Below are 15,560 nucleotides of genomic sequence, written 5' to 3'. Positions count from 1 at the left end.
TATTAAAATAATTTGATATACCCGGTAAAGGAAAACACGCGGTTTCTGCTGTTTCCGGTTACCTCTTTTAAAATATCTGCTTCTACAAAATCTGAAACCAGTTGGTTGGCCGCTTTGTAACTTATACCCAAATGCTCCTGTACCTGCTTCACATGAATAACCGGTTTTATAAATAAATACTGTAACAGCAGATTGGCATTCATTCCTTTTTTACCAAAATCTGAGGCAATTTTATTTTCAATCCCTGCCTTTAGTTCCAGGATATTCGATAGCGTTTGGGTAGCGTTTTCAGCAGTTTCTGCAACGCCGACCAGAAAATATTTTAACCATTGCAAGATGTCATTTTTGGTTCTAACGTGCGTCAAATTATCATAATACAAGCTTTTGTTTTTTTCGAAAAACGCCGATAAATAAAGCAGTGGTTTGCTCAGGATATTCTGATCAACTAAAAACAAAGTGATGAGCAGCCGCCCGATTCTGCCATTGCCATCTAAAAAAGGATGTATGGTTTCAAACTGATAATGGGCGATTCCAATCCGAATCAGTGCGGGTACATTAATATGATCATTGTGCAGGAAATTTTCCAGATCACCCATGAGTTCATTTACCAAATCATGACTGGGCGGTATAAAAACAGCATCTATTAAACTATTGCCACCAATCCAGTTTTGGCTGGACCGAAATTCTCCCGGTAGTTTGTTTTCTCCACGCACGCTGTCTAACAAAACTTCGTGAGTCTTTTTGATCAGCCGGGAAGAAATGGGTAATGTTTCTAATTCAACAATAGCTTGGTTGAGTGCTTTCACATAATTACGCACTTCATACCAATCGTCTTTTCGCTCGGGAGAAATTTCTTCTATATCCAGAAGAGCTTCATCCATCCCTGTTTGTGTTCCTTCTATTCTGCTGGAAACTACCGCTTCTTTGGTAACATGCAGTTGTATAAAAAGATCAATATTTGGGACAAGCTTCGAAAAGGAATTTAGTTCGCCCAATTTTATGGCCGCCTTCTCTAAGAGTGTATTGATGGTTTGATCTTCCCATTTCCACTGATCATTTATTTTTTCCGGCTTAAAGAAGGTATATCCAGTAGGATGTTTAGTTCGCCTACCTGCTATATATTTTTCAATCTGTATCATTAATTTGCTATTTTATATAAGTAACATATAAAAATTAGTATGTTCTTTTTGACTGTCAAAGTAACATATAAAAAACTATATATTACTTTAATCTAAATTTCAATTCCAACTTTTGCCAAATTAATTTTAATTCTTTGCTGTAAAGCGGTAGATTTTTCAAAATAGCCTTTTAGGTTTTGTGATATCTCGGCCACCTTCTCGTCGTAAGAAATACCATCGTCTTCCGCTTCTTCCGTTCCCACATATCGTCCCGGCGTGAGCACGAAATTATTAGCTTCTACTTCTGCCAATGTTGCAGATTTGCAAAATCCCTGCACATCTTCGTAACTCCCATCTATATTCCGCCAATTGTGGTAAACATCTGAAATCTGCTTGATATCGTCATCATTAAAAGCCTTGTTCTTCCGGCTGATCAAGGCGCCAATTTTTCGGGCATCAATAAAAAGAATTTCTCCGGCACGGTTTCTAAATTTATGGTTGGTTCTGTTGCGCGCCAAAAACCACAGACAGGCAGGAATTTGCGTATTGAAAAATAACTGCGTTGGCAAAGCCACCATACAATCTACCAAACCTTCGGTTATCAATTGTTTCCGTATCTCCCCTTCAGATCCGGCATTGGTGGTCATAGAACCATTTGCCAAAACAATACCTGCTGTTCCGGTGCTGTTGAGTTTATTAATAAATAACTGCAGCCAGCCGTAATTGGCGTTAGAAGTTGGCGGAACGCCGAATTTCCAAAGATGTCTGTCCTGCAATTGTTCACCGCCCCAATCTGAAATATTGAAGGGTGGGTTCGCCATGATATAATCGGCTTTCAGGTCTTTGTGTTTGTCATTATGGAAAGTGTCACCCAGTTCAATTTTAGCATCTATACCCCGGATGGCGAGGTTCATCTTGGCAAGTTTGTAAGTGGTTGGGTTGCTTTCCTGCCCGTAAACGGCAATATCGCCAATCTTTCCACCGTGCGCATCCAAAAACTTTTCACTTTGCACAAACATTCCACCGCTACCACAACAACCATCGTAGATTCTGCCGCTGTACGGTTCCAGCATTTCCACCAGTAATTTTACGATGCTTTCCGGTGTGTAGAACTGGCCGCCTCGTTTGCCTTCCGCATCTGCAAACATTCCTAAGAAATATTCATAAACTCGGCCCAACAAATCTTTGCTGCTGTGTCCTTTCTCTTTAAATCCAATATTTCCGATTAAGTCTACCAGTTCACCCAGGCGTTTTTTATCCAGGGCAGGTCTGGCGTAATCTTTTGGTAAAACACCTTTCAGACTGGGATTATCTTTTTCGATGGCATCCATCGCATCATCAATGTCCTTACCGATACTTGGAAGTTTAGCGCGCTGATGCTGTATAAATCCCCACCTGGCGGAAGGCGGAACATAGAAGACATTTTCGGCGAGATATTCGTCTTTGTCTTCTTCATCAGATAATTTATCGGCTTTCAGCGTATTGTATAAATCTTCGAAACTATCAGAGATATATTTTAGGAAAATCAAACCGAGAACGACATGTTTATATTCGGCGGCATCCATATTATTACGCAGTTTATCTGCAGTAGCCCAAAGGGTTTTTTCGAGTTCTTGATTCATTGTTAGTTTTTAAGTTTACGGCGGATTGATGCGTTAAAAATAAAAAAGATAGAAACTGCAGGTGAGTTTCTATCTTTCATGGGTTTACTTGCAATCTATTTCATCCTTTTCAAATATAAGAAATTTTTGCGGTCTTAGTTTTGAAAATTAGATTATAATTTGGAAAATTTTAACATTACAAGACATTCTTATTGAAGTACTTTTTCTTAAGCCAAAATGAAACTCGAACCAATAAAATCAACGCTGGAACTTCAACTAAAGGGCCAATCACTCCTGCAAATGCTTGTCCTGAATTCAATCCGAAAACTGCAATAGCAACAGCAATCGCCAATTCAAAATTATTTCCTGCTGCCGTAAAAGCTACCGCTGTAGTTTTATCATATTCCGCACCTGTTGCTTTAGTAACGAAAAATCCAATAATAAACATTAGTGTAAAATAGATTAACAAAGGAATTGCGATGATCACTACATCCATTGGAATCTCTACAATCATTTCTCCTTTTAGCGAAAACATTACTACAATGGTAAATAAAAGCGCAATTAAAGTTATGGGCGAAATTGTCGGAATGAATTTGTTGGTATACCATTCTTCGCCTTTTATTTTTACTAAAATAAGTCTGCTTAAAATTCCCATTACAAACGGAATACCTAAATAAATTGCGACACTTTCTGCAATAGTTCCGATTGAAATATCCACAATTGCACCATCAAAACCGAAATATGGCGGTAGAACTGTTATAAAAATCCAGGCATAAAAACTATAGGCAAAAACTTGAAAAATACTATTTAAAGCGACTAATCCTGCTCCATATTCGCTACTTCCCTCCGCAAGGTCGTTCCAAACGAGGACCATTGCTATGCAACGAGCCAGACCAATTAAAATAAGACCAACCATATATTCGGGATAATCTCGCAAAAATGTAATTGCTAAAACAAACATTAAAACGGGACCAATTATCCAATTAAGAATGAGCGAAATAGAAAGGATTTTTGTGTTTCTGAAAACCTTTGGCAATAATGAATAATTGACTTTTGCCAATGGTGGATACATCATCAAAATCAAACCGATTGCAATCGGAATATTTGTAGTTCCGCTACTAAATGAATTGATGATGTTTGGAAATGTTGGAATAAAATACCCAAGTCCAACTCCTATTGCCATTGCGACAAATATCCAAAGCGTTAAATTTCTATTTAGAAAACTTAATTTTTTTGAAGCCATTTTTTATGAATTTATTTGAGAGAAAACGTAAAACATTTCAGTTGCTATTTGCAGACTTCTTTCATTGTACTTTTCTGCTTGTTGTGGTGTATCGTCAAATACTTTTGGGTCTTCAAAAGTGATAGGAATTCGTTTTTCTGCGCCAAACACAATTGGGCAGGCCTCATTTGCAGAATCACAAGTAAGAACTGCACAAAAACCAGATTTTGGGTTAAAATCATCATTCAATATCTTTGAAAATCCAATTATTGGATGCTCGTTATCTGCATATTTAATGGAATAAACAGGATTATCATTTTTAGAAATTGTGTTTATCTGAAAGCCTGAATTTTGCAAAGTTTCTGCAACCATTGGAAAAAGTGCGGTTGCTTCTGTTCCGCCTGAATAACAAAATACATTTTTAATATTGAAGTAAAATGCCATTGTTTGCGCCCAAACTTGTGATAAATGGCTTCTTCGTGAATTGTGCGTACAGATGAAATTGATTCTAATTTCTTGATTTTTTAGAACCTTAGCCTCAATAAAATCCGTTAACGGTTGTAAAATTGCTTTACGTTCTTCCGAAATATTTTTCGGATTTAACGTCTCAATTGTTGTTTCAATTTCTAAAAACAAGTTTGATTTATTTGCTTTCATTTTTTTGTTATTTTAACAACATCCACCGCCTGGCGTACAGGAAGATTCGTTGTTCAGTTCAGATAGTTTAACTTTTGGTTTTTCGTTTGGAATTCCACATTTATCTTTTGCCAAACAGTCGGTTTCTTTGTTGGTTAGCAGAAAGTTCTGTCCCTCAAAGTCAAGCCCAAATTTTCCAATCGTATCTGCTTGATATTCTACTTCAATTTCCAAATCTTCAATCTCTAAAACACGTTCGGAAAGTTGAATGATGTCCAATAATTTTTCGGGATGAAGTCTGTGGTCATAATCATTTGCGTTCCAAAGTTGAAAATTAACCACTTCTTCCTTTCTCACAGTTCCGCCACAATCAATAAAGTGCTTTGTGATTTTTCCAATTTCTGTTACGTGGAAATGATTAGGTACTAATTCTCCATTTGGTAATTGGAAAGCGATCTTTTCCAATTTATTCAATTTGTCTTTAATTTCGGATAGTTTCATTTTTATATTTATTAATTGCGATTAAACGATTGACTGGAGTAAATTTTTTAGCAACAATCTGCCGTGGGAATATCTTTATCTAAAAATTGGTGCATTAGTTTTTTCATTTTAGTCCAATTCTCAATGTCTATACAATAGCAGGTTTTTACTCCTTCGACAGTTCCTTTGATGAGTCCTGTGGTTTTTAGTTCTTTTAAATGTTGAGAAATAGTAGGTTGTGCGAGTCCAATTTCTTCTGATAAATCTCCACAATAGCAAGCGTCTATTTCAAATAACCGTTGTAAAATGGCCACTCTTGCTGGATGCCCAAAGACTTTTGCGAATAAAGCGATTTCTTTTTGCTGATCTGTGTACATATTTTATGTCTGCTTAATTACCTATATTCATTGTTTGATTGCAATATTACGATTATTAATTTATTTCAGCGCAGATTCCTATGAAATATTTTACCAATTAACATATTTTACTAACCACTCATTCAAATCCTTACAATCCTCATATAAAATTGAGCAATCCTCCACATTCTCATATTTGTCGACAATCTTTTCGGCCAAAATACTTCCACTCAAATCATTATCCAGAAAAAGTACAATTTTATCATATTGCGTCAGTTGTTTTTCAGCTTTAAAAAACATCGCCGTCGAATTTAATATCAAATAATCAGAATTGGAAATCTGAACATTTGGTAAATTGAGATAGGTAAGAAAATCAAAAAAACCTTCGAAAACGCAGATCTCATTTTTTAGGTTCAATTCATTTTTTATTAAAGTAATATCCTTTTTGCCCAGACAGATTTTAGAATATTTATTTCGGATTTCAATTCCTCCAGCATTGTTGTAAAAGCCGACGCCAAAGTAATTCTTTCCTTTCATTTGATAGTGAATTTCTTTAACCAAATGCTTTTGATCAAATACTTTTCTTGACTTTAAATATTCAGCCAATGCCAAATGTTCAATTTCTTTTACTTCTAAAATTTCATAATTTTTGTTTGACTCAAGAATACTTTTGTTTGTTGATTGGACTGAAGTGTCAAACTTTTCTAAATATTGCAACGCATTTGAAACGGAACATTTACTTAGTTGCTGAACAATTGAAATCACATCATAACTTTTTCCGGTTCCAAAATCAAAAGCTTTGTTTTGGGCAAAATCTACGCAAAGACTTGGCGATTTTTCTTCTCGATCAATCGCGAAATAGAAAGCGGTCTCTGAATTTTGCTTCACAGGAAATAGATTGAATGATTCCAGGACTCTTCTAATGCTTATTTTCTCCTTGATTTGTTCGCAATTCATTTTTTTCTTTTTTAAAGCAAATTTTTATGATCGAAACCCTTTTTAGATAAAAAAAACTTTTCTCTACTTTTAAATCTCTTTTACTGAAGCCATATATAACCTTATAGCAAAGGGTTTACGTTATTTCTGAAATGAGTCCAATACCGAAAGTGACATGAGTCCAATTCCGAAAAAGATATGAGTGCAATTCCGAATAGAAGCACTATTACACATGAGTCCAATTCCGAAAACATAGATAATTATCTATAAAGTTATCCACAATTTCATTTCTTATTTGCAATGAATGAGTCCAATTCCGAAAAGTCACATTTAAAATTATAAATTTTAACATTTTATTAACTTCAGCGAGTCCAATTCCGAAATGCGGATGAGTCCAAATCCGAGAATGAATGAGTCCAAATCCGAATTCAAATAATGACCGGATAACCGTTCGGAAACAATTCTCCCATTTTTGTATCTGCATAATTCTTTTTGATGATGTTTTGAATTTCATTCAGAAAAGCGCGACCTTGATAGTCTGTTGATTTTTTTTTCAGCATTCTGTTTGTTTTAATAAATTCAGCAAATGCTTTTTCTATTGAATCTCTCGTTTGTGCAATGCTTCTGTAATGGTAAAAGAATTGAATCATTTCACCTTCCTGCAAATCAAATCTCTCTTTTAAATAATTCAACCTCCTATTGATTTTACAACTCTCTTTTGGATGTAAAGCACCTTCTTTCGTTACTATTTTAGATGTATCGTAGGGAACAATTGTGATTGAATCTTTATTACATTTAAAATTGAAAGACAAATTGTTGTATTTATTTAAATTTAATCTTGCGGGTTTTAAAAATTTAAAACAAAAATCATTAGCTGATCTATAATTGAGACCGAATTTTTTATTGAGTGTTGAGAGTTTCGCCGATGTCCCCATTACAGGAATTTTGGAGAGCCAGATTGCAAAAATAATATGCTTATTATTTCGAATATGATACACTAAATTGTATAGAACGTAATTGTATTCAGGTATTACCATTAATTTTTTCAACCAATAACTGCTAATTAAAAACGTGGTGTAACCTCTAACATCATAACTCGGCAGGGAAATAAGTCCACCAAAAGTTTTAATTTCTTTACCTTTTGAGTTTTCAGATCTGTGCCAAGCCATTTTAAATTTTGTAAGGAATTCGTAAGCAGCAACTACTTGTTTAGTAGATCCGCTTGGAGAAATTTTACTGTTCCTTATTTTTATGGAAGCAAAAGTATTGTTATCAGTCTCAAATTCTTCGTCAAAGAGAGAAAGTTGATGCGGACGATCTGTAGGACGAAACTGCTCATTCCCAATGATGCTCACAATGTTAAATATTACCCTCAATGCATTGATAGGAATATCTGCAGCCTCACTATTTTCGAAAATAAAATCGTCCACAAAATGGTTTCCCAATCGAATTTTATCAGGCAATCTGTCAGTACTATTTTCAATTTCTTTCCGGATGATCCGAAGATCTTTGTTTGGGACCGCCATATATCAAATACTCAAAAAATTATTTCGGTTCTGTTTGTAATTTGATTCCTTCGCTTTCTAAAGTTTTGGTTCCATCTTGTAAACTAAAATATTTATAAATTTCAATACCAATTCCTTTGAAAACACGCTTTTCTACTTTACCAAAACTGGAAACTTTTACTTTCTGAATTCCCTTATATTCGGTAAGCATTCTTTTGATAGTAACTGCTTGACCAACTTTTATCTCACTTATTATCATATTATAAATTTTAAAAACTTTGCTTTTGCCCATTATTATGAATCACCGTCAATCTTTATTCGTCTAATAGTCGGGATTGTCTCGATTGTTTTTTTATTTTTTATGGCACTATTATATAAATAGGGTAGAGAATTTTTTAATGCGGACTTCCAATTGGTTATAGGTCGATCAAAATTATTTTTCCAACCGTTATTTGTCCAGGTTTGATGTTTGTTTTTAATTTCTAATAATAAATTATCATCATAAGATTCTATCGATTCCGCATACTCGATAAATTCTTTTAGAGTTGGAAAATCCATTATTTTCTTTGTTGAAATATCATCAATTTCTGAAACTGAAGTTTTTAAAATTTTAGATTGAACTAAAACCTCTTCATTTTGCTTCTTTGCTTTTCTTTTTTTATTTAAGTCATCGTCAAAATGTTGGTTATCAAGAATTAAAGGATAATCTGATATCAATGATATTTCTGCAGGAATGCCAGATATTGATTGATAAGAAATAATTCCAAATCGTCGGAGTTTTTCCTTACAAACTTTTACAGTCTTCCTGGTCATCTTAAGTTGCGTACTTATTTGAGTGTCAGAAATCGTAAACTTCAGACTTGTACGCTCAATACCTATCCTTAGTAAAAAAAAATAAACCGATAGTGTTGACAATCCTAATGCTCTACTTTCATTAAACTTCCAAATACGATCAGAAAGTTCCAGATTATAATTTTCCATGCTTGGCGAACAATTTTAGTGCTTTATCTATTTCTACTATAATTATATTGCCATTTTGTACTATTGCTTTGTCTAATATTCCAGAAGATTTTATTTCATTTGCTTTAGATAGAGAGCAGCCAAGAATTTTCGCAATTCCTTTCAAGCCATATTCATATTTTTTTTCAGCATTCAATTTATTTGCAACTTCTAAAAATTCCTCTACAGTTAGTTGCCAAATTGGTGTTTCGGGATCAATATTTCTCATTTTTGATTATCGTTAAAAAGTTTCAAAGCCAACTCCGCATCAATAATAATCGTTCGTCCGTTTTGACTGATTGCCTCATCAAACATTCCAGTTCGTTTTAAAATTCCTGCATAATTCTTTGAGCAACCAATTAGTTTTGCTAATCCACCTATGCCATATACATGCTTGCTTTCAGTTGTGTTTTTGGAAATTGATTCAATTTTATTTACAGGTAGTCTGGAATCTAAAATTGCTACAAATTCACCAATTGTTAACTGCCAGATAGGTTTGTCTCTGTCTTCCATATTAGTTAATATTTATTTGTGGTTGCAGAAAAATCTCTTCCTCGGTAAATCCCTTTTCTTTATAAAATTGAACAGCGATAAATAAAGTAAGTTTATTGCTGTTTCTTTTTGCAAGACCTAAAACCGATTGTTGCTGAATGTCAAGTATTTTGGCTAACTCTATGCTGAAATTATTCTCATTCAAAATCTTTTGAACTATTAATACGCTCACTTTTTTCATTTCAATTATATTTTTATATAAATAATTTACTATATTTGTATTGCAATTAGATTGCAAATATAGATTTATTTCTATATTAATCGCAAATACATAGATATAAATCAATAAAAATATACATGACTATTACTGAACGACTTCAAAAGTATATGGCTCACAAAAATTTGAACGCAAATAAGGTTACTGTAGATGCAGGATTATCGGTGGGTTTAATAGGAAGAGCAATTAAGAATGATTCGGGATTAAATTCTGATACCGTCGAAAAAATATTGATTGCATTTACTGATTTGAATCCGGAATGGTTTATATCTGGAACAGGGGAAATGCTTAAACCAGTCAATCAAAGCATTCATAGCAATGGATCGCCAAATAGTGTTAATAACAATATTAATGGAAATGTAAATGGCAATGGCAATTTTTCTATTACCCACAGTGAGTTTTCAGGCATGATTGAACTTCAAGCAGAAACAATGAATAGGCTGAAAACAAGTCAAGATCAGTTAACTGAAAGTATGAGGCAAGTTAGCTTACTCATAGAACTATTAAATAAGTAAACATGAGGAAGTTTTTACTTATTGGCTTTTTTACCCTTGGAGTTTCTTTTCATGCACAAAAACAAAAGCAAACTTTAAAGAAAAAAACTTCAACAATTGTTAATAACGCAAAAAATCAGAAATCAAATAATTCTCAACAAAACATAAAAGTTGAAATAGTTAATAGCGGAGATTGGAACCAATACGAGCAATCTTCCTGGTGGCGAATTGTAAAACGGAATGATAAAGACCTCTCTCAAATTTTAAATTTAGATAATTCTCAATTACAAATCAGCGAAAGTGCTATGGGTAATAATAATTGGAGAGATGAAAATGGAAATTTCAGTTTCAGGTCTATTTCTGAACCTTTAAAAATATCACAGGAATTTATTAATAAAAAAAATGAGAAAGGCGAGAACAGAGATTCTGTAGCTGAAAATGAAGCATTTGAAACTACTGCACTAATTTCTTCATTATCTTTCAAAATTTTACTACACCCAAAAGACAATAAAGCCGATACGTCCAAAAACATTGCAAAAACTATCACCATTTTTTCTGACGGTCAATTGGTTAAAACTCTGATTTATTCGTATGATGATTTAGTTCAAAAAGGAGGAATCTCTATAGAAAATTTTAATGTAGAAATCGACAAATCAAATATTAATTAGTTATGGAAATTAATTATCATTCTCAATTTTTGCTTGACAAAGAAAAAGACAGCACGACCGGAAAAATCCGATTTAGAATAAAATGGGATAAAAATATAATCGCTTTTGGAGTTGGTCACAGGGCAGAATTTGACAAATGGAGTTTAGAAACACAACGTTGTAAAACAAACTCTACACATGGTGTAAAGAAAATTCCGGCAAGTGTAATAAATAAAAAAATAACTGATTACGAATTAGCATGCGAACGTGTTTTTAGAAATTTCATTTTTGAAAACAAAACACCGGATAAAAAATCTGTAAGAGAGCAATTTAATTTAGAAATAGGTAGAAAAGTTGTGACAGAAGTTGAAATTGAGAAAACGGTGTTTGAAATTTTCGATTTATTTGTTAAAGAAGAATCAAGGATAAATCTTTGGGCAAACACAACTTTCGCAAAGATGAAAACATTTAGAAAACACCTTAAAACATTCGACCCAAAAATAGATTTCAAGAGCATAGATGAAGAGAAACTATTAAAATATCAATACTTCCTACAGGAAAAATTAGAACTTCAAAACTCAACTACATTAAAAAACTTTTCCTTTCTTCGATGGTTTTTAACGTGGGCGACTAAAAAAGGTTACAACTCAAATACGACTTTCCAACATTTTAGACCAAAACTAAAAACTGTTCAAAAGAAGATTATATTTCTTACTCAAGAAGAATTAAAGAGTGTGAAAAATTTAAAGATTCCAGCGAAAAAGAAATATTTAGATAGAGTTCGTGATGTTTTCCTTTTTCAATGTTTTACAGGTTTGCGATATTCTGATGTCGAAAATCTCAAGCGTAGTGATATTCGTGAAAATTTTATTGAAATAATTACTGTTAAAACATCTGATAGTTTAGTCATTGAATTGAATGATCACAGCAAAGCACTCTTAAATAAATATAAAGATTCACAATTTGACAATTATAAAGCATTGCCAGTAATTAGCAATCAAAGAATGAATGAATATCTACGAGAATTAATGGAATTAGCAAAAATTGATGAACCTGTAAGAGAAACTTATTATAAGGGAAATCAGAGATATGATGAAGTTTTTCCAAAGTATGCACTCATGAGTTCTCATGCCGGTAGAAGAACTTTTATTTGCAATGCATTATCATTGGGAATTCCACCACAGGTTGTCATGAAATGGACAGGTCACAGCGATTATTCTGCAATGAAACCCTATATTGATATTGCAGATCAGACGAAAATAAATGCGATGGAGAAGTTTAATATGCTGTAATCATTCGTAAAAACAATTAAAAAGGTCAATTTATCATTCAATATTTTAAATAACGACACTGTCCCGCAAAGTGTGTAAGTTGAAAAGTTTAAGACTTGAGTTTTTTATAACTTGAGCCTTTCTTCAAATATAAGCATAAATTGATTTAATACGATTCCCCAATCTCGAATCGGCATTGTCCATTTTTTTGTTGCTTCTCTTAAGGCAAGGAAAACTGACTTTAAAACCGCATCATCAGTAGGAAAAGACATTTTATTTTTAGTATATTTTCTTATTTTTCCGTTGAGATTTTCTATTAAATTGGTGGTGTAAATGATTTTACGGATTTCCACCGGAAATTCGAAAAATACCGTTAATTCATCCCAATTATCTCTCCAGGATTTGATGGCATACGAATATTTAGATTCCCATTTTTCTGCAAAATCATTTAAGGCGGCTTCTGCGGCTTGCTTGGTGGGAGCGTTGTAAATGTGTTTCATGTCGGAAGTAAAGGCTTTTCTGTCCTTCCAAACTACGTATTTACAAGCATTTCTAATCTGATGCACCACGCAGATCTGAGTTTGAGATTGTGGGAAAACACTGCGAATAGTTTGGGTAAATCCATTGAGATTATCCGTTGCAGTGATCAGTATATCTTCTACGCCACGTGCTTTTATGTCAGTTAAAACGCTCATCCAAAAACTGGAACTTTCGTTTTTTCCAAGCCACATTCCCAGAACTTCTTTTCTTCCATCCCGTCTTAAACCAACGGCAAGATAAATGGTTTTGTTGATAACTTTTGAGTTCTCACGGACTTTAAAAACAATTCCATCCATCCAAACAATGAGGTATAAATCCTCTAGTGGCCGATTTTGCCAAGCGACAATCTCACTGGAAACCGCATTGGTAATCCTGGATATTGTGGATGTTGAAACATCAAAATCATACATTTCCTTGATCTGATCTTCAATATCACTTACACTCATTCCTTTGGCATAAAATGAGATGATAACATTTTCCAAACCTTCAATAATATTATGCCTTTTGGGAACTAAGGCTGGCTCAAAAGTACTTTCCCTATCCCGCGGAACTTTAATTTCATCTTCGCCAAAAGAGGTTTTTATCTTCTTGGTTTGATGGCCATTGCGATAATTTCCGTCTTTTGTTTTTTGATGTTTCTCGGTATCCAGATGGTCATCTAATTCGGCTTCGAGCATATGTTCTACGGCTCGTTTGTGCATTGTTTTGAAGAAAGAGGTTAAATCTTCTCCACTCTTGAAGGATTTGTAGAAATCCTTGTTGTTTAATAATTCTTCTTTGTCGATCATAACTGTATAAAGTTTAAAAATAGTAAAAAGTTATTTCCGAAAAAGTTTTGAGCTTTTGAAGGCTCAAAATTTTTCAGAATAACTTTTCAACTTACACAGTTAGTGAAACACTACCAATAACAAAAACTAATTAAAATTTCATCTTCTGAATTCTCACCGCATTCAAAATAGCCAAAAGGGCCACACCAACATCCGCAAAAACCGCTTCCCACATTGTTGCCAAACCTCCTGCTCCTAAAACTAAAACAACGGCTTTCACGGCAAATGCCAGAATGATATTTTGCCAAACGATTTTTTTTGTCTGCTTTCCAATATTTATGGCCATTGCAATTTTACTCGGCTTATCATCCTGAATTACAACGTCCGCGGTTTCAATAGTAGCATCGCTTCCCAATCCACCCATTGCAATTCCTACGTCTGAAAGTGCGACGACCGGAGCGTCATTTACGCCATCGCCCACAAATGCTACACTCTCGCCTTTGCTTTTAATTGCTTTCAATTTTTCTACCTTATCTTCGGGCAGTAGATCTCCGAAAGCCGTATCAATCCCTAATTCTTTTGCAACAAGTTCTACCACGTTGGTTTTGTCACCGCTTAACATCGTGACTTTCACATTAAGATTATGCAGTTTAGTAACCGCCTCTTGCGCATCTTCTTTTATCGAATCTGCGATGGTCAAATAGCCGGCAAATTTATTATCATAAGCAATTGCGATGGTAGTATAAACAATTGAACTTGGGTCTAAATCATATTTAATAGAAAATTTGTCTAATAATTTGAAATTACCGACTAATAATTCTTTTCCGTTTACGTTTGCTTTTAAACCGTGACCTGAAATTTCTTCTACATTCTCAAATGCTATTTTTGAATCCAATTCTCCAACAAAATTATGAATCGCAGTTGCTACCGGATGTGTACTTTGACTTTCCAATTTGTTGACCATCGCCAAAATTGTTTTTTCATCAAAATCTGGATGAATAATAACTTCCTGAACTTTGAAAACACCTTCCGTCATTGTGCCTGTTTTATCCATCACAACATTCTTTATAGTAGCAATAACGTCTAAAAAGTTGCTGCCTTTAAACAAAATACCGTTTTTACTTGCAGCGCCAATTCCTCCGAAATATCCTAGTGGAATACTAATTACCAATGCACAAGGACAACTTATTACCAAGAAAACCAGTGCTCTATAAAGCCATTTGCTGAAAGTATAATCCTGTACGAAAAACATTGGAACTATGGTAATGAGAACAGCCAATAGTACGACGATTGGTGTGTAGATTTTTGCAAATTTTCTTATAAATAATTCTGTGGGTGCTTTCTGTGAAGTTGCATTTTGTACCAATTCTAATATTTTAGAAAGTTTACTATCCTTATATGCGGTAGTTACTTTCACTTCTACTACGGTGTTCAGATTTATCATTCCTGCTAAAACAGTTTCACCTTTAGTTTTAGAATCTGGTTTGCTTTCTCCTGTGAGCGCCGCTGTATTAAATGAACCTTTTTCTGAAATCAATTCTCCATCTAAACCTAATTTTTCGCCAGATTTTAGTTGGATAATATCTCCGATTTCTACAGATTCTGCCTTCACAGTTGTTGCTTGGTTATCTTTTAAAACGGTAACTTCATCTGGTCTTTGGTCTAATAAGGTTTTGATATCGGATTTTGCTCTCTGTACTGCAAGGGTTTGAAAAACTTCACCAACAGCGTAGAAAAGCATTACCGCTACACCTTCCGGATATTCTCCAATTGCGAATGCACCAATTGTAGCGATGCTCATTAAAAGAAATTCTGAAAAGAAATCACTTTTTCTTATACTATCAAACGCATCTCTTAAAACTGGTAATCCCACGGGAATATACGCTGCAACATACCAGGCAATCCTTACCCATCCATTAAACCAATTTTGGGTAATCCAATTATCTAAAGCAATAGCAATTATTAATAATGTGAATGATATAATGGCGGGCAAAAACATTTGTAACGTTGTTTTGTCCGTATTATCGTGATTATGTCCAGCATCGTGGGAATGCTCTCCGGCATGTTTTTCCGTTCCAATATCCCTTAAGTTTAATTTCTTTTTTGCCATTTTTTATATTTTAATTTTTGAATATATCGTTTGTATCTTATTATAATAATTTATCAAGTTTAATTTTTGAACCTAAAAATTTTAAATTAAAATTCATTTTTTGAACTTT

18 protein-coding genes are annotated in these 15,560 nt (G+C 33.9%); 3 read left to right on the top strand and 15 right to left on the bottom strand.

Annotation, left to right across the window (positions count from 1 at the left end; all coding sequences use genetic code 11):
- Window positions 1–2: 2 nt before the first annotated feature.
- From EIB73_RS12155 to EIB73_RS12095, 13 genes are all read right to left on the bottom strand, one after another.
- Window positions 3–1,139, bottom strand: coding sequence for a Fic family protein (locus tag EIB73_RS12155; RefSeq protein ID WP_125025529.1), 1,137 nt, complete (start codon window positions 1,137–1,139; stop codon window positions 3–5).
- Window positions 1,140–1,231: 92 nt separating this feature from the next.
- Window positions 1,232–2,740 carry a class I SAM-dependent DNA methyltransferase gene (locus EIB73_RS12150; protein WP_125025528.1) on the bottom strand — a complete coding sequence of 503 codons (1,509 nt, stop codon included), beginning with the start codon at window positions 2,738–2,740 and terminating at the stop codon, window positions 1,232–1,234.
- Between the two features lie 175 nt (window positions 2,741–2,915).
- Window positions 2,916–3,962 carry an ACR3 family arsenite efflux transporter gene (arsB, locus tag EIB73_RS12145; protein ID WP_125025527.1) on the bottom strand — a complete coding sequence of 349 codons (1,047 nt, stop codon included), beginning with the start codon at window positions 3,960–3,962 and terminating at the stop codon, window positions 2,916–2,918.
- Between the two features lie 3 nt (window positions 3,963–3,965).
- Window positions 3,966–4,598, bottom strand: a complete 633-nt coding sequence (locus EIB73_RS12140; protein ID WP_125025526.1) for a low molecular weight phosphatase family protein — start codon at window positions 4,596–4,598, stop codon at window positions 3,966–3,968.
- A gap of 12 nt (window positions 4,599–4,610) precedes the next feature.
- Window positions 4,611–5,078: a DUF6428 family protein gene (locus EIB73_RS12135; protein WP_125025525.1), complete on the bottom strand. Its 468-nt coding sequence runs from the start codon at window positions 5,076–5,078 to the stop codon at window positions 4,611–4,613.
- 47 nt (window positions 5,079–5,125) lie between these two features.
- Entirely contained in the window at window positions 5,126–5,434 is a 309-nt protein-coding gene (locus EIB73_RS12130; RefSeq protein ID WP_125025524.1) for an ArsR/SmtB family transcription factor, read from the bottom strand.
- A gap of 90 nt (window positions 5,435–5,524) precedes the next feature.
- Window positions 5,525–6,370 (bottom strand): toprim domain-containing protein, encoded by an 846-nt coding sequence (locus EIB73_RS12125; protein WP_125025523.1) that lies wholly within the window; start codon window positions 6,368–6,370, stop codon window positions 5,525–5,527.
- Window positions 6,371–6,777: 407 nt separating this feature from the next.
- Entirely contained in the window at window positions 6,778–7,875 is a 1,098-nt protein-coding gene (locus tag EIB73_RS12120) for a hypothetical protein (protein ID WP_125025522.1), read from the bottom strand.
- 19 nt (window positions 7,876–7,894) lie between these two features.
- Entirely contained in the window at window positions 7,895–8,113 is a 219-nt protein-coding gene (locus EIB73_RS12115) for a hypothetical protein (protein ID WP_125025521.1), read from the bottom strand.
- A 35-nt stretch (window positions 8,114–8,148) separates the two neighbouring features.
- Window positions 8,149–8,835: a hypothetical protein gene (locus tag EIB73_RS12110; RefSeq protein WP_125025520.1), complete on the bottom strand. Its 687-nt coding sequence runs from the start codon at window positions 8,833–8,835 to the stop codon at window positions 8,149–8,151.
- Window positions 8,822–9,082: a DUF3853 family protein gene (locus EIB73_RS12105; RefSeq protein ID WP_125025519.1), complete on the bottom strand. Its 261-nt coding sequence runs from the start codon at window positions 9,080–9,082 to the stop codon at window positions 8,822–8,824. Before EIB73_RS12105 ends, EIB73_RS12110 begins: the two co-directional genes overlap by 14 nt.
- Window positions 9,079–9,366: a DUF3853 family protein gene (locus tag EIB73_RS12100; protein ID WP_125025518.1), complete on the bottom strand. Its 288-nt coding sequence runs from the start codon at window positions 9,364–9,366 to the stop codon at window positions 9,079–9,081. Before EIB73_RS12100 ends, EIB73_RS12105 begins: the two co-directional genes overlap by 4 nt.
- Window position 9,367: 1 nt before the next feature.
- Window positions 9,368–9,586 (bottom strand): hypothetical protein, encoded by a 219-nt coding sequence (locus EIB73_RS12095; protein ID WP_125025517.1) that lies wholly within the window; start codon window positions 9,584–9,586, stop codon window positions 9,368–9,370.
- Window positions 9,587–9,702: 116 nt separating this feature from the next.
- Here EIB73_RS12095 and EIB73_RS12090 point away from each other — a divergent pair, with 116 nt between their 5' ends.
- From EIB73_RS12090 to EIB73_RS12080, 3 genes are read left to right on the top strand one after another with little or no spacing between them, the layout of a single operon-like run.
- A complete protein-coding gene (locus EIB73_RS12090) occupies window positions 9,703–10,137 on the top strand; it encodes a hypothetical protein (RefSeq protein WP_125025516.1) in 435 nt (144 codons plus the stop codon).
- Window positions 10,138–10,139: 2 nt separating this feature from the next.
- Complete coding sequence (locus tag EIB73_RS12085) at window positions 10,140–10,784, top strand: hypothetical protein (RefSeq protein ID WP_125025515.1); 645 nt, start codon at window positions 10,140–10,142, stop codon at window positions 10,782–10,784.
- Between the two features lie 2 nt (window positions 10,785–10,786).
- On the top strand, window positions 10,787–12,055 hold the full coding sequence (locus EIB73_RS12080) for a site-specific integrase (RefSeq protein ID WP_125025514.1): 1,269 nt from the start codon (window positions 10,787–10,789) through the stop codon (window positions 12,053–12,055).
- A gap of 104 nt (window positions 12,056–12,159) precedes the next feature.
- Here EIB73_RS12080 and EIB73_RS12075 read toward each other — a convergent pair whose 3' ends face one another.
- Complete coding sequence (locus EIB73_RS12075; protein ID WP_125021533.1) at window positions 12,160–13,362, bottom strand: IS256 family transposase; 1,203 nt, start codon at window positions 13,360–13,362, stop codon at window positions 12,160–12,162.
- A gap of 130 nt (window positions 13,363–13,492) precedes the next feature.
- Window positions 13,493–15,451, bottom strand: coding sequence for a heavy metal translocating P-type ATPase (locus EIB73_RS12070; RefSeq protein WP_125025513.1), 1,959 nt, complete (start codon window positions 15,449–15,451; stop codon window positions 13,493–13,495).
- Window positions 15,452–15,560 lie beyond the last annotated feature (109 nt).

Origin of the sequence: Kaistella carnis (assembly GCF_003860585.1) — a bacterium.
Lineage (GTDB): Bacteria > Bacteroidota > Bacteroidia > Flavobacteriales > Weeksellaceae > Kaistella > Kaistella carnis.
The sequence above is the reverse complement of the archived record's forward strand: the minus strand, read 5'-3'. Positions and strand labels throughout refer to the sequence as shown.

What these genes read in the sequence shown, in the direction of transcription:
- EIB73_RS12155 (WP_125025529.1), bottom strand. Translation starts at nt 1,139, where the DNA reads ATGATACAGATTGAAAAATATATAGCAGGTAGGCGAACTAAACATCCT.
- EIB73_RS12070 (WP_125025513.1), bottom strand. Translation starts at nt 15,451, where the DNA reads ATGGCAAAAAAGAAATTAAACTTAAGGGATATTGGAACGGAAAAACAT.
- EIB73_RS12100 (WP_125025518.1), bottom strand. Translation starts at nt 9,366, where the DNA reads ATGGAAGACAGAGACAAACCTATCTGGCAGTTAACAATTGGTGAATTT.
- EIB73_RS12135 (WP_125025525.1), bottom strand. Translation starts at nt 5,078, where the DNA reads ATGAAACTATCCGAAATTAAAGACAAATTGAATAAATTGGAAAAGATC.
- EIB73_RS12150 (WP_125025528.1), bottom strand. Translation starts at nt 2,740, where the DNA reads ATGAATCAAGAACTCGAAAAAACCCTTTGGGCTACTGCAGATAAACTG.
- EIB73_RS12090 (WP_125025516.1), top strand. Translation starts at nt 9,703, where the DNA reads ATGACTATTACTGAACGACTTCAAAAGTATATGGCTCACAAAAATTTG.
- EIB73_RS12085 (WP_125025515.1), top strand. Translation starts at nt 10,140, where the DNA reads ATGAGGAAGTTTTTACTTATTGGCTTTTTTACCCTTGGAGTTTCTTTT.
- EIB73_RS12130 (WP_125025524.1), bottom strand. Translation starts at nt 5,434, where the DNA reads ATGTACACAGATCAGCAAAAAGAAATCGCTTTATTCGCAAAAGTCTTT.
- EIB73_RS12140 (WP_125025526.1), bottom strand. Translation starts at nt 4,598, where the DNA reads ATGAAAGCAAATAAATCAAACTTGTTTTTAGAAATTGAAACAACAATT.
- EIB73_RS12120 (WP_125025522.1), bottom strand. Translation starts at nt 7,875, where the DNA reads ATGGCGGTCCCAAACAAAGATCTTCGGATCATCCGGAAAGAAATTGAA.
- EIB73_RS12110 (WP_125025520.1), bottom strand. Translation starts at nt 8,835, where the DNA reads ATGGAAAATTATAATCTGGAACTTTCTGATCGTATTTGGAAGTTTAAT.
- EIB73_RS12080 (WP_125025514.1), top strand. Translation starts at nt 10,787, where the DNA reads ATGGAAATTAATTATCATTCTCAATTTTTGCTTGACAAAGAAAAAGAC.
- EIB73_RS12105 (WP_125025519.1), bottom strand. Translation starts at nt 9,082, where the DNA reads ATGAGAAATATTGATCCCGAAACACCAATTTGGCAACTAACTGTAGAG.
- arsB (WP_125025527.1), bottom strand. Translation starts at nt 3,962, where the DNA reads ATGGCTTCAAAAAAATTAAGTTTTCTAAATAGAAATTTAACGCTTTGG.
- EIB73_RS12075 (WP_125021533.1), bottom strand. Translation starts at nt 13,362, where the DNA reads ATGATCGACAAAGAAGAATTATTAAACAACAAGGATTTCTACAAATCC.
- EIB73_RS12095 (WP_125025517.1), bottom strand. Translation starts at nt 9,586, where the DNA reads ATGAAAAAAGTGAGCGTATTAATAGTTCAAAAGATTTTGAATGAGAAT.
- EIB73_RS12125 (WP_125025523.1), bottom strand. Translation starts at nt 6,370, where the DNA reads ATGAATTGCGAACAAATCAAGGAGAAAATAAGCATTAGAAGAGTCCTG.
- EIB73_RS12115 (WP_125025521.1), bottom strand. Translation starts at nt 8,113, where the DNA reads ATGATAATAAGTGAGATAAAAGTTGGTCAAGCAGTTACTATCAAAAGA.